Source organism: Robbsia andropogonis, assembly GCF_034047095.1.
Taxonomy (GTDB): domain Bacteria; phylum Pseudomonadota; class Gammaproteobacteria; order Burkholderiales; family Burkholderiaceae; genus Robbsia; species Robbsia andropogonis.
In genome coordinates, this window is record NZ_CP139165.1 from 1 (window position 1) to 20,506 (window position 20,506).

General features: G+C 57.6%; 22 protein-coding genes and 4 pseudogenes. 13 read left to right on the top strand and 13 right to left on the bottom strand.

The features are described 5' to 3' along the window. The first annotated feature begins 77 nt into the window (after nt 1-77). The 3 genes and pseudogenes from SJQ66_RS04630 to tnpC form a co-directional block, all read left to right on the top strand. Nucleotides 78-461 carry a transposase gene (locus tag SJQ66_RS04630; protein WP_320533885.1) on the top strand — a complete coding sequence of 128 codons (384 nt, stop codon included), beginning with the start codon at nt 78-80 and terminating at the stop codon, nt 459-461. Then, complete coding sequence (gene tnpB / locus SJQ66_RS04635) at nt 458-793, top strand: IS66 family insertion sequence element accessory protein TnpB (protein ID WP_320533886.1); 336 nt, start codon at nt 458-460, stop codon at nt 791-793. The genes SJQ66_RS04630 and tnpB overlap by 4 nt, the downstream gene beginning before the upstream one ends. A gap of 59 nt (nt 794-852) precedes the next feature. Continuing rightward, a pseudogene (gene tnpC, locus SJQ66_RS04640) lies at nt 853-2,172 on the top strand (IS66 family transposase); the annotation flags it as partial. Here the strand turns inward: tnpC and SJQ66_RS04645 are convergent. Beyond that, on the bottom strand, nt 2,170-4,248 hold the full coding sequence (locus SJQ66_RS04645) for a recombinase family protein (RefSeq protein ID WP_320533729.1): 2,079 nt from the start codon (nt 4,246-4,248) through the stop codon (nt 2,170-2,172). The pseudogene tnpC and the gene SJQ66_RS04645 sit on opposite strands and share 3 nt — an antisense overlap. Then, complete coding sequence (locus tag SJQ66_RS04650) at nt 4,238-4,438, bottom strand: hypothetical protein (protein WP_320533730.1); 201 nt, start codon at nt 4,436-4,438, stop codon at nt 4,238-4,240. The genes SJQ66_RS04645 and SJQ66_RS04650 overlap by 11 nt, the downstream gene beginning before the upstream one ends. Nucleotides 4,439-4,744: 306 nt before the next feature. Here SJQ66_RS04650 and SJQ66_RS04655 point away from each other — a divergent pair. Together SJQ66_RS04655 and SJQ66_RS04660 are read left to right on the top strand one after the other, a co-directional pair. Further along, nucleotides 4,745-4,960 (top strand): annotated as a pseudogene (locus SJQ66_RS04655) (transposase domain-containing protein); the annotation flags it as partial. Between the two features lie 76 nt (nt 4,961-5,036). Further along, on the top strand, nt 5,037-5,333 hold the full coding sequence (locus tag SJQ66_RS04660) for an H-NS histone family protein (protein WP_176026115.1): 297 nt from the start codon (nt 5,037-5,039) through the stop codon (nt 5,331-5,333). Between the two features lie 225 nt (nt 5,334-5,558). Here the strand turns inward: SJQ66_RS04660 and SJQ66_RS04665 are convergent, their stop codons facing one another. The 5 genes and pseudogenes from SJQ66_RS04665 to SJQ66_RS04685 form a co-directional block, all read right to left on the bottom strand. Beyond that, nucleotides 5,559-6,284 (bottom strand): immunity 52 family protein, encoded by a 726-nt coding sequence (locus SJQ66_RS04665; RefSeq protein ID WP_253466599.1) that lies wholly within the window; start codon nt 6,282-6,284, stop codon nt 5,559-5,561. A gap of 7 nt (nt 6,285-6,291) precedes the next feature. Next, the gene (locus tag SJQ66_RS04670) at nt 6,292-6,894 is read right to left on the bottom strand and encodes a restriction endonuclease fold toxin 5 domain-containing protein (protein WP_320533887.1); all 603 of its coding nucleotides are present in this window, start codon (nt 6,892-6,894) and stop codon (nt 6,292-6,294) included. Continuing rightward, nucleotides 6,782-7,249, bottom strand: a complete 468-nt coding sequence (locus tag SJQ66_RS04675) for a hypothetical protein (protein WP_320533888.1) — start codon at nt 7,247-7,249, stop codon at nt 6,782-6,784. The genes SJQ66_RS04670 and SJQ66_RS04675 overlap by 113 nt, the downstream gene beginning before the upstream one ends. After that, entirely contained in the window at nt 7,242-7,745 is a 504-nt protein-coding gene (locus SJQ66_RS04680; RefSeq protein WP_320533889.1) for a DUF4123 domain-containing protein, read from the bottom strand. Before SJQ66_RS04680 ends, SJQ66_RS04675 begins: the two co-directional genes overlap by 8 nt. Nucleotides 7,746-7,748: 3 nt before the next feature. After that, nucleotides 7,749-7,874 (bottom strand): annotated as a pseudogene (locus SJQ66_RS04685) (PAAR domain-containing protein); the annotation flags it as partial. 46 nt (nt 7,875-7,920) lie between these two features. On the opposite strand from SJQ66_RS04685, the gene SJQ66_RS04690 reads away from it, so the two are divergent. Beyond that, complete coding sequence (locus SJQ66_RS04690; protein ID WP_320533890.1) at nt 7,921-8,652, top strand: IS6 family transposase; 732 nt, start codon at nt 7,921-7,923, stop codon at nt 8,650-8,652. A 35-nt stretch (nt 8,653-8,687) separates the two neighbouring features. Here SJQ66_RS04690 and SJQ66_RS04695 read toward each other — a convergent pair whose 3' ends face one another. Then, nucleotides 8,688-9,365 carry an IS6 family transposase gene (locus SJQ66_RS04695; protein ID WP_320533891.1) on the bottom strand — a complete coding sequence of 226 codons (678 nt, stop codon included), beginning with the start codon at nt 9,363-9,365 and terminating at the stop codon, nt 8,688-8,690. Between the two features lie 158 nt (nt 9,366-9,523). Here SJQ66_RS04695 and SJQ66_RS04700 point away from each other — a divergent pair, with 158 nt between their 5' ends. Together SJQ66_RS04700 and SJQ66_RS04705 are read left to right on the top strand one after the other, a co-directional pair. Beyond that, nucleotides 9,524-9,964 carry a DUF6088 family protein gene (locus SJQ66_RS04700; protein ID WP_320533892.1) on the top strand — a complete coding sequence of 147 codons (441 nt, stop codon included), beginning with the start codon at nt 9,524-9,526 and terminating at the stop codon, nt 9,962-9,964. Continuing rightward, entirely contained in the window at nt 9,912-10,868 is a 957-nt protein-coding gene (locus SJQ66_RS04705; protein ID WP_320533893.1) for a nucleotidyl transferase AbiEii/AbiGii toxin family protein, read from the top strand. The genes SJQ66_RS04700 and SJQ66_RS04705 overlap by 53 nt, the downstream gene beginning before the upstream one ends. Nucleotides 10,869-11,116: 248 nt before the next feature. Here SJQ66_RS04705 and SJQ66_RS04710 read toward each other — a convergent pair whose 3' ends face one another. Next, nucleotides 11,117-11,425 carry a hypothetical protein gene (locus SJQ66_RS04710; RefSeq protein ID WP_320533894.1) on the bottom strand — a complete coding sequence of 103 codons (309 nt, stop codon included), beginning with the start codon at nt 11,423-11,425 and terminating at the stop codon, nt 11,117-11,119. Nucleotides 11,426-11,452: 27 nt separating this feature from the next. On the opposite strand from SJQ66_RS04710, the gene SJQ66_RS04715 reads away from it, so the two are divergent. Continuing rightward, complete coding sequence (locus SJQ66_RS04715; protein WP_320533895.1) at nt 11,453-12,316, top strand: DUF6216 family protein; 864 nt, start codon at nt 11,453-11,455, stop codon at nt 12,314-12,316. 398 nt (nt 12,317-12,714) lie between these two features. Here SJQ66_RS04715 and SJQ66_RS04720 read toward each other — a convergent pair. Beyond that, nucleotides 12,715-12,858, bottom strand: a pseudogene (locus SJQ66_RS04720) (IS6 family transposase); the annotation flags it as partial. A 77-nt stretch (nt 12,859-12,935) separates the two neighbouring features. Here SJQ66_RS04720 and SJQ66_RS04725 point away from each other — a divergent pair. Next, nucleotides 12,936-14,447, top strand: coding sequence for a PIN domain-containing protein (locus tag SJQ66_RS04725; RefSeq protein ID WP_320533896.1), 1,512 nt, complete (start codon nt 12,936-12,938; stop codon nt 14,445-14,447). Nucleotides 14,448-14,842: 395 nt separating this feature from the next. On the opposite strand, the gene SJQ66_RS04730 is transcribed toward SJQ66_RS04725, so the two are convergent. Further along, the gene (locus SJQ66_RS04730) at nt 14,843-15,148 is read right to left on the bottom strand and encodes a hypothetical protein (RefSeq protein ID WP_320533897.1); all 306 of its coding nucleotides are present in this window, start codon (nt 15,146-15,148) and stop codon (nt 14,843-14,845) included. Between the two features lie 149 nt (nt 15,149-15,297). Between SJQ66_RS04730 and SJQ66_RS04735 the strand changes: the two genes are divergently transcribed. The 3 genes from SJQ66_RS04735 to SJQ66_RS04745 all read left to right on the top strand — a co-directional run bounded on the left by SJQ66_RS04735 (nt 15,298) and on the right by SJQ66_RS04745 (nt 17,474). Continuing rightward, nucleotides 15,298-16,029 (top strand): IS6 family transposase, encoded by a 732-nt coding sequence (locus SJQ66_RS04735; protein WP_320533890.1) that lies wholly within the window; start codon nt 15,298-15,300, stop codon nt 16,027-16,029. A gap of 80 nt (nt 16,030-16,109) precedes the next feature. Next, on the top strand, nt 16,110-16,841 hold the full coding sequence (locus SJQ66_RS04740) for an IS6 family transposase (RefSeq protein ID WP_320533898.1): 732 nt from the start codon (nt 16,110-16,112) through the stop codon (nt 16,839-16,841). A 276-nt stretch (nt 16,842-17,117) separates the two neighbouring features. Then, a complete protein-coding gene (locus SJQ66_RS04745; RefSeq protein ID WP_320533899.1) occupies nt 17,118-17,474 on the top strand; it encodes a tyrosine-type recombinase/integrase in 357 nt (118 codons plus the stop codon). Between the two features lie 138 nt (nt 17,475-17,612). On the opposite strand, the gene SJQ66_RS04750 is transcribed toward SJQ66_RS04745, so the two are convergent. Continuing rightward, entirely contained in the window at nt 17,613-19,247 is a 1,635-nt protein-coding gene (locus SJQ66_RS04750) for a methyl-accepting chemotaxis protein (RefSeq protein ID WP_320533900.1), read from the bottom strand. A 423-nt stretch (nt 19,248-19,670) separates the two neighbouring features. Next, nucleotides 19,671-20,402: an IS6 family transposase gene (locus SJQ66_RS04755; protein ID WP_320533890.1), complete on the bottom strand. Its 732-nt coding sequence runs from the start codon at nt 20,400-20,402 to the stop codon at nt 19,671-19,673. Between the last annotated feature and the right edge of the window lie 104 nt (nt 20,403-20,506).

Genomic DNA, 20,506 nt, shown 5'->3' on the forward strand with positions numbered 1-20,506 from the left:
GCGGCCGGTCATCCCATCTGGCATTCGGCATTAGCGCGTAAGAGCATACGTGTCCACGATCACATGGAAGCGGACACATGTACCCTATCGCAGAACAGCCCCGTAAAGGCCGAACCAAGCGTAGCTATTCTCCGGAATTTCGCGCCGATTTAGTTCGGCAGTGCCAGCAACTCGGTATGTCGTGTTCCGCACTCGCGATCTCGCACGGCATGAATCCCAATGTACTGCGTCGTTGGATCAAGGAAGCTGATCAGACACGAGCACCGAAGATGGCAACGCAGCACATTGATACGGTGCCCGCTTTCATCCCGTTGCCAATGGCAGTAACGTCACCTGCGCCCGAGAGCCCCTCGGTGCCGGTGCGCATCGAAGTTCAGCGCAACGGCATCACGATTGCCATTGATTGGCCTGCTGGCCGCCTGGACGACAGCGCCGCCTGGGTGCGGGAGATTTTACGGTGATCCGTATCGACGCCATCTGGCTCGCCATCGAGCCCATGGACATGCGTGCCGGCACCGAGACCGCACTGGCACGTGTGGTCAAGATCTTCGGCGCCGCACACCCGCACCATGCCTATGTGTTTGCCAATGGCCGAGCCAATCGGATCAAGGTGCTTGTGCATGATGGATTTGGCGTGTGGCTGGCAGCCAGGCGTTTGAACACGGGCCGCTTCGTCTGGCCGCAACGTGGCGTCGGGCAGCAGGTGCCACTGTCCTCGGAACAACTCGCAGCACTGGTGCTCGGCCTACCTTGGCAACGCCTGGGAGAAGACGCGGTCGTGCGTGTCACCTGAAGGACAATCGGCACGTGCGCCAATAGGCGAGGTCCTCTTGCCCTGGCACAATAGCGCCTATGATCGATCCGACACAACTCCAGTCCATGAGCGCAGAAGAACTGCGTGCACTGGCCGTGCAGTTGATATCGGATGTGCGTCACAAAGAGGCCGTCAACGCGAAGCTCACTCACGAGATCGCGGTACTGCGGCGTTTGCAGTTCGCTGCCAAGAGCGAGAAGTTGCCACCCGAGCAGCGTAGCTTGCTGGACGAGGCAATCGATGCCGACCTGATTGCCGTCGAACACGAACTCGCGCACATGTCCGGGCAGCCGCCGCGCGAGACCGAGCCGAACAAACCGCGTCGCGCGGCGCTCCCAGCAGCATTGCCGCGCGTCGTTTTACACCACGAACCCGAGTCAATGCTGTGCCAGTGCGGCTGCCAACTCAAACGCATTGGCGAGGATGTCAGCGAGAAGCTGGACTATACGCCGGGCGTGTTCACGGTCGAGCGTCACATCCGGGGCAAGTGGGCGTGTGCGAAGTGCGAGACGCTGATACAAGCCCCCGTCGACGCGCACGTCATCGATAAGGGCATTCCTACGGCTGGGCTGTTGGCTCACGTATTGGTCGCCAAATACGGCGATCATCTCCCACTTTACCGCCAAGAGCACATCTTCGAGCGCGCCGGCTTCGCCATCCCTCGCTCCACCATGGGTGCGTGGATTGGCGCATGCGGCGTGCAGTTGCAGCCCTTGGTCGATGGGCTACGCGCACAAATTGTTCAGCACCGCGTGCTTCAAGCCGACGAGACACCGGTCTCGATGTTGGTGCCCGGCAAACAGAAGACGCACCGATCCTATCTCTGGACTTACTGTCCTGGGGCGTTCGAGTCAATGAAGGGCGTGGTCTACGACTTCGCTGAGAGCCGTGCGGGAGAACATGCTCGTGCCTTCCTCGGCAACTGGCAGGGCAAGCTCGTTTGCGACGACTTCAGCGGATACAAAGCCTCATTCGCCCAGGGCGTGACGGAAATAGGCTGCATGGCGCATGCACGGCGCAAGTTTTACGAACTGCACGCGAGCAATAAAAGCCAGATTGCCGAAGAGGCGTTGACCCACATTGGGCAGCTCTACGACATCGAGCGCGAAGTACAAGATCTAGAACCCGATGAGCGTCACGAACGACGGCAGCGACGAAGTCGACCGATTGCCGATGCGCTCCATACATGGATGCTACTGCAACGTCAGCAGGTAAGCGAAGGGGCCGCAATCGCTAAGGCCCTCGACTACAGCCTACGTCGCTGGGAAGCACTCACGCGCTTCCTGGACGATAGCCAATTGCCCATTGATAACAACTGGGCAGAAAATCAAATTCGCCCGATCGCAACGGGGCGTTCATTGTGCACCTCCTTCTGAAACCTGGATAAACATTGGGATCTGGCCTTCGACATCGTTGCGACACGGGCGATACTTGCGCGCCAGTGCTGCGGTAACCGCTTCGCTGTGCAGATCGATCGTCCGAATCTGCCATGGGGCATCAGGCACGACCTGCTCGGCAGGCAGAATCCGATCGTTGATCAAACGCCGGATCATGTAGTGAGTGACACCAAGCTCCTTCGCTGCCTCAGACATCGTCAGCCAGTCGCCATCCTTATCTGCCGACTTGTAGGCGTGGATATCGCGGACATGCCGTACAGAGCTGACACGATGTGCGGTCCAGGTCTTGCCCTGTCCTGTGCGTATTCCCATGCGGTTCAGTGATGCAGCAATGTCCTCGTCGGACCATCGGGTTACCATGCTGCGAATAACCGCGAGCGCTTCGTCTGACGTACTGCAGCCATGCTCGCCAGTTCGCGGCCTGCGAATCCGTAGCCGGGAATGTTGACCGCCTTGCCAGTGGATCGTCAGAATGATTTCGCGTGTAGCCTCGTCGACGTCGGCAACGATATCGACGATGAGCGCGCGAACAAGCTGTTGACGTGTGCGCATGGCGACGCTCGGTGCATTCCACGCAGCATGAAGATCTTCGGCGAGCTTCGTAAAGTCAGGCAGGGGAGCCTGCGCCTTTGGTGCAGTCACCGTCTCCACGCGCGTCTGGCAGGCCTGTACACGACGTAATGCCGCTTCCCAGTTCTTCTCCAGCTGCGCGGCAATCAGGCGGTTCTCGGGATCACAGGCGGCGTAGCGCCGCTCAGCCAGCGTGGCCTCGTACTGGGCCTGCTGCAGTTCGAGTTCCACGATCTGTTGCTGCTCGTTCAGGGTATCCATGTGCATTTGCTCAGCCTGTTGTGCCGCTTCGATCGCCAATGGCTCCACGACGCGCAGAAGCTCCTTGCTGACAGTCGCATCGATACGGGAACCACCGAACCTCATACATCGCGCTGACGTGTCGAAGCGGTCACACCGGTACACGGCCTGCGGGATACGTCCAGCGTAGGCCACCGACAGGCGACGTCCACAGCGTGCGCAGGCAAGCAGGCCAGCGAGCAGCGCGCGGCCACCACGACCGGATTTTACGTCGCCCGCCTTGCCGTAAGCATTTGTCGCGAGCTTCTTCTGGTTGCGTTCAAACTCCGCCCAGTCGATGTAGCCTTCGTGGTGTTCCCGGAGCATGACGTCCCAGTTCTCAAACGGCTTGCGGTGCTTGTAGCTCTTGCGTGCCCGGCCTTCGACGATCGTCATCTGCTTGCCGCTCTTGCCATACGCGTAGACACCAGCATAGAACGGATTCTTGAGCACCGAAATCACGTTACGGTAGCGTATTGGAGTCCAGTCGACCCGCGTCAGCGTCCGGCCGTCAGAGGGGCGCGGGAAGTGGACCTGTTCAGCGTTCATCGACAGCAGAACCTGCCGCGCGCTGCCCAGTTGCCGGAAACGAGTAAAAATCAGGCGTATGACTTCCTGCAACCGTGCGTCTGGATCGAAACCCAGACCAACATCACGATGCCAGATATAGCCGACCGGCACGCTGATACGTAATTCACCACGGTGTGCCTTCTCTCGTTTGGCGTCGTGCATGCGCGTTCGAAGCACGTTGAGTTCGAATTCGCTGATGCTGCCCTTCATGCCAAGTAATAGCCGGTCATTTGCCCGGCAAGGATCGTACACACCGTCAAGGTCGATTACCCGCGCTTGAACGAGACCACAGAGCTCGAGCAGATGATGCCAGTCGCGTCCATTGCGGGCAAGGCGTGAGGCGTCCAGGCAAAGCACTGCGCCGACATCGCCTGCACACAATAACGCGACCAGACGATCAAAGCCCGGTCTCGCAACTGTGCCGCTCGCCGAGCGTCCCTGGTCGTCGTCGATGACTTCGACGTCGCGAAATCCATGTCGCTTTGCTTCCTGCACGAGGTCATACTGCCGGCGCCGGCTCTCGAGGTTCAGTTGGACCTGCGTTCGGCTGGACTGTCGGACATAAACTACCGCCTTGCGTTTAAGAAGATCTGCGGGCAAACGATCATCATTCGTCATCGTTACGCCCCTTCGCAGTCGGGATGCCCGCCGCCTGCATCAACAGGCATGCGAGATGCCTGAGCGTGTTTGCCCGTTGCACCGCGTTCATCCCCTGAAGCTCGACCGCGTCGAACATCAGGTTCATCTGGGGCGGCATCGACCGCGATAACTGTTGACCTGCTGGAACGACGTTTGGCAGATTGCCCATTGCGTTTCTCCCGGACGTTGGTGGAACCGTCCGGAGAGTTTCCCCGCAAATGCAGATCGACCAGCAATTGATGCAGATTATGCAGTGTCGCTACGGTAACTCTCGGTTCGCCGAGAACCATCGCTGAACAAATCGCGGCATCGAGCATCCATCCCGCGATCATCCTGATTACACCGGGGTCCGCCTCCACATGGACGACCTGACCTCCGCCGCGACGCTCGATGTCTTTAACCTTGACGCGACGCCCATACAGCGGATGCCAACGATAATGAATCTCGACTTCCTGCCCGATATGGGCAGAATGAACGGGAAATTGCGCTGGGTCGGAAGAATTGGCTGTTCGCAGGTTCATTGCGGGCGGGCAAACGCGCGGCGGCGATCATGAGCCTCGTTCAGTCGGCCAAGCTCAATGGCCATGATCCGTATGCCTATCTCAAAGACGTACTGAATCGATTGCCGACCCATCCGGCACGGCAGATCGATGGCCTGTTGCCACACAACTGGCAGCCGACGCCAGCCTGACCACGCATCCACATCCCTCAAGATGGGATCACCAGCCGCTTACGAACAAGGAATCTCTCCTAATCCCGAAAACGCCATGGATCTCGAAGCATTACTCTCACGGCGCGAGGCACTGAACAAGGAAATCGCGCAGCAGATCGCGGCACAGCGTAATGACGCCCTCGCGGAGGTACGTAAAACGATAGCACTGTTCGGCTTCACTATCGCTGAACTAGACGTCCCGAAACCGCAAAAGTCCAAACTCAAAAATGTGAAGATCCAGCCGATCTACCGAGATCCAGAGACTGGCTGGACGTGGTCCGGTCGCGGCAAGCCGCCGAAGTGGATTGCCGGAAGGGATTACGATCAATTCTTGATCCAACGCACATCGTAACGGGCGAGCCTGAGCGCTTTCGCTTAGCCTGACGAAGCATCAGATTGCCCTAAGGTCCTCCGTGTCTTGCATCGATAGGCATTACCGCCTCCATGGCTTTTCAGCGCGCGTCGTCTTCATCTGACCAGGCTCGGTTTGGCCTATGAATTCCTGGAAGAGTCAGACAAGGCCGGGCTCAGCCCGGGTGGCATTGACGTCCGCGAATCAAACGAGTTTGTCGCTCATTCAGATATCCGAGTAGCAAGGCAGCAGGTCCTGATCGACCAGGCGGATCTCGATACGGTTGGCAATCTCGACGTGCTCAGGGTTGTCCGCAGAAAACACAGCGTCGGTCACGCTCACGATGATAGTGCCGGTTTGTTTGCTGCCGGCTTCGGGAACAGGAATCAGTGCGCGCGCTTCCGGCACCTGCTGCGTGGTGATAATCCTGGGCACATAGAGCATCCACCCGACGCCAGGTTTGTCGTCGAACACCTGCTTCTCGAAATAGCCTTTCGGCGAGACCTCCACAACCGCCGACTGGAACGTGGCAACAATCGCCTGAACGATGCGAGCCATATCATCGAACGATTGATAGCAGCCCTTCATGTCGATATCGAGGCTTACACGATCGGGCAGGACCTTTGCGTCTGACACTTGACACGAAATGGACGCTCCCTCGTTATCTCCGGTCGCAACGTTCCAGATCGCTGCATGGGAAACTGCTCGCCTTTTGCCGCTCGCTCGTGTCGTCAGGACTGCAAGCGCGGGAGTCGATGGTGAGCCGCTTTCGTCAAAGGCGGGATAGAGGCTTGCCTCTTCAAGCGAGTCTCCTGTGAGCCGCCAGTTGGGATGTGCCATCAACGGTTCGCTAGCCGACAAGGCGGCAACGAGCCGCGATTCCCGGGCAAGCATTTCCTGAAAATCGCGGGACGACAGCGAGGCGTCCCTGAACATCGCGTTTATTTCCATGTTCGAATCACGGTTGGTAGACAGCCTGGATGCCAAGGCGGGTAGCCAGCGGCATCATCTTTTTGTAGGCGAGCGGCGTCTGGAAGTACCACGTCAGGCGTGCCGGAGGATTCAGACGCACAACGCTACCCTGATCGACCATCTGATCTTCCATAGACCTGAAACCATCGAACCATTTGTCGGCCTTTGGAATCGACCCGTCAAGAAACTGATCGTAATTGCCTTTGGCTTCCTGAAGAAGGCAGTCGTCAGGCTGAAAGCCATCGAAGTCAATGTCGAGCCATTCCCATTCGTCGCTCCAGCGGCATTCCTCAGCATCGAATGCGAAACCAGTTATTCGGGCTTGGTAACGGTAGGAGTTCCAGTTCACGCCATGCTTACGCCTGATCTTGATGCCGGCCTCAGGCGGGCACTTCTTGCAACTCTCGCCGGTGCGCGGCAGCGTGCGCGCAACGGGTGCAGCCTTGCTGTCCTCCTTTGCCGTGTCGCCCGACAGGCTAGCTGTTCCCGCCGTTGCCGCTCCGCCCAATAAGGCTGCGCCAGCGCGCGCCAAGACTGGCCCAAGCTCGGCTACTGCGGCCTCCAATCCGGTCAACAATATTCCCGCCATTTATCGCTCCCCCTACAAACTCAGGATGTTGGATCTTCCAGCGCATGACGCGCAGATAGTCATGGAACCTTTCGTCTGCCGAGCGGCCAGGGCGTGTCAGCCGGGTGCGTGTGGCCGGCTTGTCGTAAAAACCCGGCGCGTAAGCTTCCAAACGCAGGAACGCGACGAGGTTGTCATCATCCCGAATACCAAACGCCCGTGCGGCCTTGAACGCGCGCCAGAGCCTCGGCGACAACGCTGAATCCTCGGCGAGCCGTGGGTCTGCCTTCACGAGATCTTCTCGCACCCGTTCCACAAAACCCTTGGCGTCGACCTCGGCGAGGGCGACTACCTGTTCGGCAGTCAACTCAAGCATGTGGATGCACCCTGAACAAATCGCCGTTGATCTGGACCAGCCAGTCGAACGTCGGCACAAAAAATTCTGCCCGCTGGGAAAACGACAGCAACCCGGCGATTTGGCGAATGACCCGTGCATCGTAAAAACGCAGCAGCGCCGTACGCCCATCCGGCATCCGGACATCCAGCCCCTCGCGCAGCTCGTGGGCGAGACCCCGAAATGGGTACGCGCTAATGAGCCACGACACTCCCTCTGCGCCGGCGGCTAGCGCGAGCAGCGTGCGCTTGATATCAACCGACGCGTCAGCGACATCGATCAGCCACGGGCCAGCATCGGCCAGCGAGGCGTCGGCGGTTCCATCAAACAAGGCGACAATGCCCGTTGATCGCTCGAGCGCGGTTGCACCAGGCGCTCGCGCATAGAGCAATGCATCGACGAGGGCGTAGAGCCGAACAGGCAGTGAAATTTCAAGCTGGCGTTGCGCAAAATACAGGTCGATCTTCGACGGCTCCACCGGCTACTCCCGCATCACAGTCGTTGCGCCGCTCTCGGCTGCCGCTTTGAGGCATTCCAGGCAAAGCGTTGGGCTGGGTGAAAGCGCTTGGCCCGTCGATGCGGCTGACGCCACTGCGGCGGCACCGGTGTATGGCACTGTCAGGTTGATGGGAAGGCGGCGGTAGAATGAAGTGATGAAGAAAACGAAATCGCTTTATCACGGTCACCGCTTCCCTGCTATCGTCATCAGCTGCGCGGTTCGGTGGTATTTCAGGTTCAGCCTGAGCCTGCGCGACGTCGAGGAGTTGTTGCTCGAGCGTGGTGTCGTAGTCACGTACGAAACGATCCGTTGCTGGTGCGACAAATTTGGCGCCAAATTCGCCCGGAGCGCCAAAGCAGCGAGGCCAAGGCCGGGCAGCATATGGCATCTGGACGAGATGTTCGTGACGCTGCGCGGCGAGCCGTATCTGTTGTGGCGAGCAGTCGACGAGCACGGCACCGAGCTTGATGTGCTGTTGCAAAAGCGGCGCGATAAGGCTGCGGCAAAGCGCTTCTTCCGAAGGGTGCTGCGCTCAAACCCGGTGCCGAGCAAGATCGTGACCGACCAGTTGCGCAGCTATCCGGCGGCGAAGGCTGACATTCCCGAACTCGCTCATGTGAAGCACGTGTTCGTCAAGGCGGCTGCACGTGTGAACAACCGCGCCGAGAACAGCCACCAGCCGACCCGCAGGCGCGAACGCCAGATGTGTGGCTTTCGCGATGCACGTCGCGCGCAAGCATTTCTCTCATGTTTTGGCCCGATCCGGCAGCACTTCGCGCTGCCCAGACATCAAATGAACGCGGCATGTCATCGTGCCGTACTCCAGGAACGTTTCGCCACATGGCATGGTTGGACTGTGACTGCCGCATCTCATAAAGCTATCTAATAAGGATAACTACGTTTGTGATAAGCAGCTGGCCTCTAGCCGTCAACTTGACAAAGCCGACATGCCGCGTTCATTTGATGTCTGGGCAGCGCGAAGTGCTGCCGGATCGGGCCAAAACATGAGAGAAATGCTTGCGCGCGACGTGCATCGCGAAAGCCACACATCTGGCGTTCGCGCCTGCGGGTCGGCTGGTGGCTGTTCTCGGCGCGGTTGTTCACACGTGCAGCCGCCTTGACGAACACGTGCTTCACATGAGCGAGTTCGGGAATGTCAGCCTTCGCCGCCGGATAGCTGCGCAACTGGTCGGTCACGATCTTGCTCGGCACCGGGTTTGAGCGCAGCACCCTTCGGAAGAAGCGCTTTGCCGCAGCCTTATCGCGCCGCTTTTGCAACAGCACATCAAGCTCGGTGCCGTGCTCGTCGACTGCTCGCCACAACAGATACGGCTCGCCGCGCAGCGTCACGAACATCTCGTCCAGATGCCATATGCTGCCCGGCCTTGGCCTCGCTGCTTTGGCGCTCCGGGCGAATTTGGCGCCAAATTTGTCGCACCAGCAACGGATCGTTTCGTACGTGACTACGACACCACGCTCGAGCAACAACTCCTCGACGTCGCGCAGGCTCAGGCTGAACCTGAAATACCACCGAACCGCGCAGCTGATGACGATAGCAGGGAAGCGGTGACCGTGATAAAGCGATTTCGTTTTCTTCATCACTTCATTCTACCGCCGCCTTCCCATCAACCTGACAGTGCCTCCGATGCCTTGGAATGCTATATTAAGTCCAAACGGTTTGATGAGCATCACGAGATGATATTTTTATCGTATAATCATAATGTTATAATCAGCATAGATGTTTGACGGAGGTCATCATGACCCTGCGAGACAAACTGAGAAAGACGCTCGACCGGAAAAAGTCCAATGTTTTCCTGCGGGCTGACTTCGAGGACCTGGGAAGCAATGCCCAGCTAAGTCGTGCGCTGCGCGATTTGGTCGACGAAGGTGCGGTAGTGAAAATCGGGGTAGGAATCTATGCCAAGGCCAAGCGAAGCGCCATTAGCGGAAAGCCGATTCCGGTCGAACCGGTCGAGTTTCTGGCTCCGAAAGCACTAAAGAAGCTGGGGGTTAAGGTGTATCCGAGTCGCCAGGCGGCGGCATATAACGCCGGTACGACGACGCAGATACCTGCCGGCGTGGTGATAAATACTGGGAACCGGCGCATCTCCCGCAAGCTCGGCTTCGGCCCCAAGACCATCGCATATGAAAACAATTACGATCGACCAACGGGAGTTGATCGACGCGCTGCTCGCTGAAAAAGATGTCGGCGGGCTTTCCGCTGCCATTCTCGAAAAGGACATCCACGTTACCGACGCCCTGCGCGCCATGTCAGCCATCGCGCACGACCATGTGCAGCTGGTCTTCTGTGGCGGCACGAGTCTCTCGAAGGCCTATGGCGTCATCGAGCGGATGTCGGAGGATATCGACCTCAAGATTGTGCTGTCTCCTTCCCATGGTCTCAGCGACAACGCATTGAGGAAGCATCTTTCCACATTGAAGGAAAAGATTGCCGCGGCGCTCACAGCGCTGGATTTCCAAGAAATTACGGACGCGGCCCGTGCCAGAAACGCCAATCGATATTTCGCGAGCAGTTGGACGTACTCATCGGTTTATGGGCCACATCAGAGCCTGCGTACGCATCTGAGCATCGAGTTCACCGTCCGGACGCCCGCCTTCGATACGTCCAGGCATCAGCTCGGCTATCTGGTCGATCGACTGGCTGAGCGGGCTGGCGAGCCCTTCGCCATGCAATGCGTTGCCGTGGAAGAAACCCTCGCGGAAAAAGTCCTCTCTTTTCTTCGCCGCTTTGCCGAACACCGGGCAAAGGTCCGTAAAGAATGGGACGAAACACTGGTACGGCATATCTACGACACTTCGCGTGTCGTGAATGTCGATCCGGGCGCAACTGATCGGGCCGCCGCACATTTCAGGAATCTCGTTGAATTTGACCGAACCGAGTTCCCGAGGCACAGAGCCTTTGCGGACGATCCCGCGGCGTGCATGAAGACCGCGCTCAACGAGATCGAGTCCGATATCCAGACGAGCCGCGAGTATGCCGACAGACTCATTCCGTTGGTGTATGGTCAGGACAAACCGACCTTCACCGAGGCCTTCGGTGTATTCCGCGGCGTCGCCAGCAAGTTGCTCGGCACACTTTAATCGCGTCTTAAACGGGGAAGGAGCGACAGATGCTGCACCCCAAGTCATGAAATAACCCATTCAACATGATGCAGTACTTTCCCAGCCAGCCTGGCGCGCCTGGAGCCCGATGAAATAGCAAGATCTTTCTAATTCAACCTGCTACAGCACCACAGCCCGTCCGTTTCCGGCGAATCTGGTTGCATCGCCATGCAACGGCATTCCGCCGTCTGACGCGACCTGACTACTAGGAGAGGTCCATTCCCCCCTCAGCTCATCTCACCATCCTTCCTCGCGCGCTTCAGCAGTTCGACCAGTTGCCCGACGCCGCCCACTCGGACATGCGTACCATAGTCGGCCTGTTCGGGATTTCCTTCCCGACCGTGTGGCGACATTCCCGGCCAGGCAGGATGCCGGCACCCCGAAAAATCGGGGTGCCGACCTGCGGGAACGTTGACAAGCTGCGTGCCCTGCTGATCGTTAATGCGCAGCAGACGCGCTGACCCGCCGCGCAAAGCGGCACACGAACAATCCAACTCCCATCCGACATTCCGTTCACAATCGGCGTTCTTCTTCATTCGTATCGGTTCCACCGAAAGGACGCCATGGATGCAATCTGGGTTGCGGCCGTCACTCCGCTAGTCACGTTTTTTCTCTCTATTGCTGGACTGGCCGGATTCATCGCCTATGCTGTTTTCCGCCTGAACTCCCCGCAGATCGTCCGAGAGAAAATATGGAGCGCTTTCGTCGGCGACAAGGATTTCAATGACGAAAGGCTGAAATCCTTCTCCGATCATCAACTCGATCTCGCCCGCTTCCGTGTCGTGTATGGCATACCCGCCCGATCTGTCCCGGACCTCCACCGCCTGCTGTCCTGGATGCGGCGCCACCAGTTCACCTCCACTGATATCAAACGCGCGCGCCGATGGATCGACCCGTCCAGGAGCCGTCCGCTCAACGCCCCGAGCTGGCTCTGTCTCGGACGCCTCGCCCTGGTCGCGATCCTGATCGCGGTGGCCTTCGTGCTGATTCTCGGCAAGGCAACCGATTCCAGCACCACCGCGATTCACATGCGTGTGTCCAAAACATGGATGTGGAGCGACGGCAAAAGCGTCGAAGGCATCCGGGGCCAGACATGGCGGATCGATGCTCAGTCCTGCAACCGGCATACGCTTCCAGCCACCTCGCTCACCGGCATGACCGCCGCCGAAACAACCGCCCTCTGCCACGGCATTCCCAGCGGAGACCTCCTGACGACCGTGAACCAAGGATTGCGGTATCAGCGGTGGAGTCTCTGCGCTATTTCTATTTTCCTCCTTTTAGCTGGCATCAGGATAGGCGTCATCCTGTGCTTCGGCATACACGCCAGAGAGCTCGTACAAAGACTGTCGGTGGCGCCGTCTCCGTCGGACCCCCAACGGACCAGGAAGGCACGCCTGCCATCGAACCACAGGAGAACATCGACATAATCCGGATGTCCCCGTCGCATCGACGCGGCCGGCCAGCGCGTTCACGCTCCATCCACACCCGCTGGTGGTTTGGTGCCTTGGAAAAAGTCGTAGGTGCAGGCCGCAAAACGGCATGATGCTTGTCTCACCTTTGTCGGCAGCAGCAGTGCTGCCGACCGGTGTACTTTGTCGTACGGCTCCCTCAAGCGTGTCTAGAAGCGTGACTTCCGGCCGCTATGAATCGCCCCGCGGCGATTCATCTCCATCAATCAGATCTGGTTCCCTTAGAATCACCGATAGCGGAAGCGTGAGCCATCGCGAAGCGTGATCTGGAACCTGGCGCGGTACTAAGGCGCATAGGCGAGGCTGATTAGAGAGGATGGCGATGAAGTAGGAGGCGGCACGTGCCGTTCGTGTTCGGCAAACCGGGCCCCGAATTTATCGCACCACCGCCGTATCGATTCGTAGCTCGCTACGATGCCACGCTCAAGCAGCAGCTCTTCGATATCGCGAAAACTCAGCGAGAAGTGGAACTACCAGCGCACGGCTAGCGCGCCTGTCAATCCAGCTGCAAATCGGCGGGCGCGCGGGTTCCCGAGGTGTCACGCTCGCGGCCGGCCGCGCCGAGAGTCCTGCCGTCGTGCGAATCGTCAGAACGCGTTATCCTGTTGCTCAAAAAATCCACCCAACAATCGCACGCGCCATGCATATTTTTGTGCCCGACACCAACTTCTTCCTGCAATGTCTTGATTATCAGACGCTCGACTGGTCGCTCGCAACGGAAGAACTTGTTATCACAATCGCGGTTCCGCGCACGGTACAGCGCGAAATCGATCGCCACAAGGACGGCGGTAACGCGCGTCGTGCAACTAGAGCGCGCAAGGCCTGGAGCATTTTCGCGCAGGTGATCGATTCCAACGATAACCAGATTACCGTCACAGCTGGAAAGCGTACTATCAGCCTTGAACTGCTGATGCCCAAAATCAAGGCCGAGGATTTCCCCGACCTCGATCTGCAAAACCCAGATGACCAAATCGTGTCAGAAGTACTCTGGTTGCGACAGCAACGCAGCGAGGACGGGGTAACGTTCATTTCAAACGACACGGCTGCGCTCGCAACCGCAAAGTCACAGAAAATTCCCTTCCAGCGTCTGCCAGAGCAATGGATGCTGCCGCCCGAAACGGACAACCGCGACAAGACGATCGAAGAGCTTCGTAAAAGCGTCGCACGCCTATCGTCCCAGCATCCCGAACTTGCTTTTAATTTGCACCATCAACCCGAAAAACAGGTCTCGGCGCAGGTAACGCTTTTTCCCGCACTGACAGCAACAGAGATTGACTCGCTGGCGCACGAATTTAGTGCTCAGTTTCCGATGACCACAGATTTCCCGCAGGAAGCCCCTTTGCGGAAAAACGGGAGCATATACGATCTGGTGAGTAGAAGCCTGAACTCGCTGGAGCGGTGGCAACCTGCGGATGCCCGTGAGGTCAAGCATTATCAGGAGAAGGCGTATCCGGCGTGGTTGCAACAGATACGGTCTGATCTGGCAACGATCCACCATCGATTGAACGGTAATCTACTTTCAAAGTTCGGGCTTGAACTTGCGAATACCGGCCAGCAGTCGGCGAACAATCTGCTTGTCACTTTCCAGGCCAAGGGTGAAATCATTTTCGGTGTGCCGTTGCGGCGCGGCGATGAAGAAGACACCGTTCAAGAAAAGCCCGCATTCACCCCGCCGCCAACCCCGCCGGCCGGCGCGTACGTAAATATTGCAGATCCCTTTCTAGCCATCAACGCTGCAAAAGACCACTTCGCGCGAAACTTTGAAAGCAATGCGGTCGATCTGACGGGCCTATGGAAGGAACAGCGCCATGATCCCAATGCTTTTTACTGGAAGCCGCATCGTCCGAAACAGAGAACGACGGAGTGGGTGCTGGAATGCGACGAATTTCGCCACCAGCACGAACCTTATGCCACAGATATAAGTTTTCTACCGACCACCGAGGCGGTAGGCAACGTGACCGGCGCAATACGGTGCCTGGCACACGCATCAAACCTCCCCGAGCGGGTTGAACTGGTCATCCCGGTGCGCATCCAGATCTCGCGTGGGGACACGGTTGATCAGGTACGAAAAGAGCTATTTGGATTTTGATTCCCAGCGCGAACGTGAACAGCCCGGAAGCGGTCGACGTCGGGCTCTATCTACTGCATGGACTGCAGAACGATGGCGACGGAAATCGGTTTCGGCATTCGCGACACTGGCAGAGGCAACGGGTTTGTGAGTCAAATAAGTCTAGAGGGGATGCGGACATTTTCTTGGACTGATTTACGCCGTCAACCCAAGGCTTTCACGATACTCAATAGGACTCAGATAACCAAGTGAGCGGGTGCACTTTATATTGACGATGCGTGCGACGACAGATTCGAGAGACGGACGAGTTTGCGACCGACCGTTCCTCCCGTTGTGTGGACCCCCGGGATATTACGCCTCTTACCCATAAAAAAACCCCCGTGGCGAAACGGGGGTTTCGGGTAGCACCAGCACGCTTACCGGGTCGGGCCGGCAAATACCGTCGGTAGACCGTGCTTGGACTCCCATTTCGCGGCCGACTGCGCGCGCGCGCGCAGCGCGTCGGCGCTCAGACCAGGCTTGGCCAGCGCAGCCTCGACTCGCCGTTTCGCTGCCTGCAACTCACCCCGCTGCTGCGCCGTCAAGGATTCCGCAGAAGCAGACGACTTGATGATGGACAACACAACGCCGACACCGCGTTTGCGGCGCGCCGATACCTTCGTTGCAGGTGTGCCCAATATAGGTCGCTTCACGCGACGCTTTTTTTCAGGGACGAGTGCCATTTGCTTTCCTCCAGATTCCATCCTACTGGACTTCCACATCTTTGAACATGGCCGTGGTTTTTCGTTCCCGCTTTTTCGCCAGCTTGTAGCCGAATTCGTCTCGGTAGGGCACTGTCAGGTTGATGGGAAGGCGGCGGTAGAATGAAGTGATGAAGAAAACGAAATCGCTTTATCACGGTCACCGCTTCCCTGCTATCGTCATCAGCTGCGCGGTTCGGTGGTATTTCAGGTTCAGCCTGAGCCTGCGCGACGTCGAGGAGTTGTTGCTCGAGCGTGGTGTCGTAGTCACGTACGAAACGATCCGTTGCTGGTGCGACAAATTTGGCGCCAAATTCGCCCGGAGCGCCAAAGCAGCGAGGCCAAGGCCGGGCAGCATATGGCATCTGGACGAGATGTTCGTGACGCTGCGCGGCGAGCCGTATCTGTTGTGGCGAGCAGTCGACGAGCACGGCACCGAGCTTGATGTGCTGTTGCAAAAGCGGCGCGATAAGGCTGCGGCAAAGCGCTTCTTCCGAAGGGTGCTGCGCTCAAACCCGGTGCCGAGCAAGATCGTGACCGACCAGTTGCGCAGCTATCCGGCGGCGAAGGCTGACATTCCCGAACTCGCTCATGTGAAGCACGTGTTCGTCAAGGCGGCTGCACGTGTGAACAACCGCGCCGAGAACAGCCACCAGCCGACCCGCAGGCGCGAACGCCAGATGTGTGGCTTTCGCGATGCACGTCGCGCGCAAGCATTTCTCTCATGTTTTGGCCCGATCCGGCAGCACTTCGCGCTGCCCAGACATCAAATGAACGCGGCATGTCATCGTGCCGTACTCCAGGAACGTTTCGCCACATGGCATGGTTGGACTGTGACTGCCGCATCTCATAAAGCTATCTAATAAGGATAACTACGTTTGTGATAAGCAGCTGGCCTCTAGCCGTCAACTTGACAAAGCCGTGAGGCGGATAGAATGTGGAGATGACAACGACCCGATCCCCGTACCACGGCTACCGCTTTCCGGCGGCCATCATCAGCTGCGCGGTACGCTGGTATCACCGCTTCACCCTGAGCCTGCGCGACATCGAGGAGTTGCTACTCGAGCGTGGCGTGAGCGTGACATATGAATCGGTGCGTAACTGGTGCGACCGGTTCGGCGCGCAGTTTGCGCATTGCGCGAAAGCCGTGCGCCGCAGGCCGGGCTCAACGTGGCACCTCGATGAGCTGTTCGTGAAGCTGCGCGGTGAGCCTTATGTGTTGTGGCGCGCCGTGGATGAGCACGGCATGGAACTCGACGTGCTGTTGCAGAAGAAGCGCGACAAGGCCACCGCGAAACGTTTCTTCCGGCAGATCCTGCGCTCAAATCCGGCACCCCGGAAGATCGTCACCGACCAGCTAAGCAGCTATCCGGCCGCGAAAGCGGAGCTGCCGGAACTGGCCGGAGTGAAGCATGTGTTCGTGAAGGCTTGTGCGCGGGTCAATAACCGGGCAGAAAACAGTCACCAACCGACGCGCCGGCGTGAGCGCCAGATGCAGGGTTTTCGCGATCCGCAGCGCACCCAGGCTTTCCTTTCCCGCTTCGGTACGATCCGGCAACACTTCGCGTTGCCGCGTCATCGCATGAGTTCGGCCGGCCACCGCACCCAGCTGAAGGAGCGGATCGACAGCTGGTATCGATGGAGCGCGGCCGCTCTGTCCGGCCGCGCCTTATAATCCACAGGACTCCTGCACGCTACCGATCCGCTTGTCTTCCCGCCAGTAACTTGACAAAGCCCTGATACGGCTTAAAAGCTTGGCTGATAAACAAAGTGACTGATTGATTGTGTCATAGACGACGAGTTTGTGGCCCACGCCGATAGCAGTTCGACGGGTTGAGTTGACATCTTTATTTCGCGAGCCTGTAAGCCCCATGCAGTATGGCACACAGCGCACCCGGGACGCTACGGAGCGCCAATTGACAACTTTATAGACGCAAAAGTGACAAATTTAATGCGTTCTACGCCACCGGAGGATCCGACGCGCAGTGATCCAACCACGCCGCTGATCGGCCGTGTCTCGGGCGAGGATTTGCGGCCGCTGGAACCGCGCTCATTGGCGCTGGCGTTCAAGCTGATATTTACCCGTGCCGCCGGCGCGTTGCTTCTTGAAGATCCGCACGCGGCCGCACGCTTGGCAAAAGCGTCGACGCATTGGCTGCGGCACACATTTGGCACGCGGGCCATCGAAGCGGGCACGCCACTAGACATCGTGCAGGAGAACCTTGGCCATGTCTCGCCGGCGACGACCGCCATCTATGTCACAACGGAATTAGATCGCCGCATTCGGGCGCTTGAGGAGGCGTTTTGATTGCGAAGGCACACCACGAAACCGACTAGGCGAACCTTTTAACCGGTTTTTTCCCCTTTGCTGAAGCGCTCACTACGAGACTCTCAACGATCTTGCCTATTTGCAACAAAGTCTACTACAAGTCGTTTCGAGGCAAGGTCAGTGGGCCGCCAACGGCATAAATCCTTGCATTCCTGGTGACTGATATCGCGCTGAAGAGACCTTGGAATCGGAATTGACACGGAAGATCGCCACCGAATTACGCAACGCTTGAGCTTGATCTGCCATGGCGCGAGCCGCAGCCGTCGCCTGCTCGACCAGGGCGGCATTTTGCTGTGTCACTTCGTCCATCTGACTTACTGCAACGTTCACCTGTTCGATCCCGATAGTTTGCTCGTTGGAAGCCGAGGCGATCTCTCCCATTATGTCGGTTACCCGTTTGACCGAGCGCACGACTTCACTCATTGTCTGTCCTGCATTTTTTACCAGTGCCTCGCCGGCAGTCACATGCTTTACCGATGTGCCTATCAGTTCAGTGATTTCTTTTGCCGCAGCCGCACTACGTTGCGCTAGCGTGCGCACTTCGCCCGCTACCACGGCGAATCCACGACCTTGCTCTCCAGCTCGTGCGGCCTCTACCGCTGCATTCAGTGCGAGGATATTGGTCTGAAATGCAATGCCCTCTATCACGGTGATGATTTCGGCGACTTTTGAGGAGCTCGTGGCGATGTCCTGCATCGTGGTAACGACGCTCCCCACGACCTCTCCCCCTGTCGCAGCTGTCTCAGAAGCAGTATTAGCCAGCGTGCTGCCTTGGCGTGCATTCTCTGTATTCTGACGAACCGTCGCTGTAATTTGTTCCATGCTGGCCGCGGTCTCTTCTAACGAGGCGGCCTGTTCCTCGGTGCGTTGCGACAGGTCTACGTTGCCTTGTGAAATTTCTCCCGCAGCAACTGAAATAGACTCCGCAGAGGTCTTGATGCCAGAGACAATCTCGCTCAAATTGGTCCGCATCGTTTCAAGTGATGCCATTAGGCTTGTGTTGTCATCGGCGGCAACGTGAACTTTTTGGGTCAAATTGCCCTCCGCGATCTGCCGTGCCATATTCTGCGCCACAGTCGGCTCACCACCCAACTGCTTCAGAATACTGCGAGTAATGAAAACGGCTAGGAATGCACCCAATAAAAGTGAAAGCCCGACGATCGACCACGCAGCGACTTGGATAGCGTGGTAGGTACTATTTGCTTCTTCGGTGGCTTGTGCGTTTAACTGATCTTCGAAATCAGCGAGCTCATTTAGGCGTAACAACCAGGCAGCCTGTTTTGGCCGTGCTTCTTGAAGCAATACCTTTATTGCTTCTTCGGGCTTATTTGCCATGCCTAAGGCAATGGCCTTATCCATCAAGGGTACGGTAGCGGCGTTGTCTAACTTAAGTTGGGCATAAAGCGCTCGTTCGCGCTCTGTCGTGCCCGCTTCTGTTGAGAACATCTTGCCCAGAGCGTCGTCGGCGTCCGCATAAATTTTCTTTTGCTTCTCTACGCGCCTTGACTCTTGCGCCAGTGCGGCCGTGTCGGTCAGCAGTGCAATGTTGCGAATCGCGATTGCGCGATCCGCAACGGAGGCTTTCATATCCTTGGCATACTTCGATTCCAAGTTGTTGACACGCGCTATACCATCAAGCCTAGTGTGAAGCATGGACATGCCGTAGAAGCCTACCAAGGCGATCATGAGCAACAGAAACAGAACGCTTCCAAAACCAATTGCCAGGCGGGTCGATACTTTTGAGTTGTTCATCGCATTTTTATAGAAAAGTTAGTGAGATAACAACAACGCGTCGGCGAAAGCGATATTTACGGTTGGGGTGTTAATCAAGCCAGACCGAATAAGGGTTCCACGAGGCGATGCGCCAAATTGCCTAACGGCACAAGCCACCGCGACTAGCAGCGAATGTGCCATATTTATCATTTTCTTAGGTACGTATCGTATCTGCAAACTATTTGCTAAATAAATTCCAAATAAATGATGTTATTTTGCAACACATTCTTTAAATGTAAGAAAGTTTTTGTTCGGCAGGTTTCATTTTTACCATTTTTAGACAGCTGGTATGCCGATAGATGACGTATCAGAAAGGGGGGTAGTGACCACATAGCAGCCAAAAGGGCTTTGTCAAGTTGACGGCTAGAGGCCAGCTGCTTATCACAAACGTAGTTATCCTTATTAGATAGCTTTATGAGATGCGGCAGTCACAGTCCAACCATGCCATGTGGCGAAACGTTCCTGGAGTACGGCACGATGACATGCCGCGTTCATTTGATGTCTGGGCAGCGCGAAGTGCTGCCGGATCGGGCCAAAACATGAGAGAAATGCTTGCGCGCGACGTGCATCGCGAAAGCCACACATCTGGCGTTCGCGCCTGCGGGTCGGCTGGTGGCTGTTCTCGGCGCGGTTGTTCACACGTGCAGCCGCCTTGACGAACACGTGCTTCACATGAGCGAGTTCGGGAATGTCAGCCTTCGCCGCCGGATAGCTGCGCAACTGGTCGGTCACGATCTTGCTCGGCACCGGGTTTGAGCGCAGCACCCTTCGGAAGAAGCGCTTTGCCGCAGCCTTATCGCGCCGCTTTTGCAACAGCACATCAAGCTCGGTGCCGTGCTCGTCGACTGCTCGCCACAACAGATACGGCTCGCCGCGCAGCGTCACGAACATCTCGTCCAGATGCCATATGCTGCCCGGCCTTGGCCTCGCTGCTTTGGCGCTCCGGGCGAATTTGGCGCCAAATTTGTCGCACCAGCAACGGATCGTTTCGTACGTGACTACGACACCACGCTCGAGCAACAACTCCTCGACGTCGCGCAGGCTCAGGCTGAACCTGAAATACCACCGAACCGCGCAGCTGATGACGATAGCAGGGAAGCGGTGACCGTGATAAAGCGATTTCGTTTTCTTCATCACTTCATTCTACCGCCGCCTTCCCATCAACCTGACAGTGCCCGCCTCACCCGTCAATTTGACATTGCCGATCGGAGCGCTAGGCAATAAGGCTGTATGGATGT

Excerpts from the sequence above, each read along its gene's own strand:
- SJQ66_RS04660 (WP_176026115.1), top strand. The coding sequence starts at position 5,037 with ATGGATCTCGAAGCATTACTCTCACGGCGCGAGGCACTGAACAAGGAA.
- SJQ66_RS04630 (WP_320533885.1), top strand. The coding sequence starts at position 78 with ATGTACCCTATCGCAGAACAGCCCCGTAAAGGCCGAACCAAGCGTAGC.
- SJQ66_RS04650 (WP_320533730.1), bottom strand. The coding sequence starts at position 4,438 with ATGGGCAATCTGCCAAACGTCGTTCCAGCAGGTCAACAGTTATCGCGG.
- SJQ66_RS04750 (WP_320533900.1), bottom strand. The coding sequence starts at position 19,247 with ATGAACAACTCAAAAGTATCGACCCGCCTGGCAATTGGTTTTGGAAGC.
- SJQ66_RS04755 (WP_320533890.1), bottom strand. The coding sequence starts at position 20,402 with ATGAAGAAAACGAAATCGCTTTATCACGGTCACCGCTTCCCTGCTATC.
- SJQ66_RS04645 (WP_320533729.1), bottom strand. The coding sequence starts at position 4,248 with ATGACGAATGATGATCGTTTGCCCGCAGATCTTCTTAAACGCAAGGCG.
- SJQ66_RS04675 (WP_320533888.1), bottom strand. The coding sequence starts at position 7,249 with ATGCTTGAGTTGACTGCCGAACAGGTAGTCGCCCTCGCCGAGGTCGAC.
- SJQ66_RS04745 (WP_320533899.1), top strand. The coding sequence starts at position 17,118 with ATGCGTTCTACGCCACCGGAGGATCCGACGCGCAGTGATCCAACCACG.
- SJQ66_RS04665 (WP_253466599.1), bottom strand. The coding sequence starts at position 6,284 with ATGGAAATAAACGCGATGTTCAGGGACGCCTCGCTGTCGTCCCGCGAT.
- SJQ66_RS04740 (WP_320533898.1), top strand. The coding sequence starts at position 16,110 with ATGACAACGACCCGATCCCCGTACCACGGCTACCGCTTTCCGGCGGCC.
- SJQ66_RS04690 (WP_320533890.1), top strand. The coding sequence starts at position 7,921 with ATGAAGAAAACGAAATCGCTTTATCACGGTCACCGCTTCCCTGCTATC.
- SJQ66_RS04710 (WP_320533894.1), bottom strand. The coding sequence starts at position 11,425 with ATGAAGAAGAACGCCGATTGTGAACGGAATGTCGGATGGGAGTTGGAT.
- SJQ66_RS04730 (WP_320533897.1), bottom strand. The coding sequence starts at position 15,148 with ATGGCACTCGTCCCTGAAAAAAAGCGTCGCGTGAAGCGACCTATATTG.
- SJQ66_RS04705 (WP_320533893.1), top strand. The coding sequence starts at position 9,912 with ATGAAAACAATTACGATCGACCAACGGGAGTTGATCGACGCGCTGCTC.
- SJQ66_RS04735 (WP_320533890.1), top strand. The coding sequence starts at position 15,298 with ATGAAGAAAACGAAATCGCTTTATCACGGTCACCGCTTCCCTGCTATC.
- SJQ66_RS04700 (WP_320533892.1), top strand. The coding sequence starts at position 9,524 with ATGACCCTGCGAGACAAACTGAGAAAGACGCTCGACCGGAAAAAGTCC.
- SJQ66_RS04695 (WP_320533891.1), bottom strand. The coding sequence starts at position 9,365 with ATGAAGAAAACGAAATCGCTTTATCACGGTCACCGCTTCCCTGCTATC.
- SJQ66_RS04715 (WP_320533895.1), top strand. The coding sequence starts at position 11,453 with ATGGATGCAATCTGGGTTGCGGCCGTCACTCCGCTAGTCACGTTTTTT.
- SJQ66_RS04670 (WP_320533887.1), bottom strand. The coding sequence starts at position 6,894 with ATGGCGGGAATATTGTTGACCGGATTGGAGGCCGCAGTAGCCGAGCTT.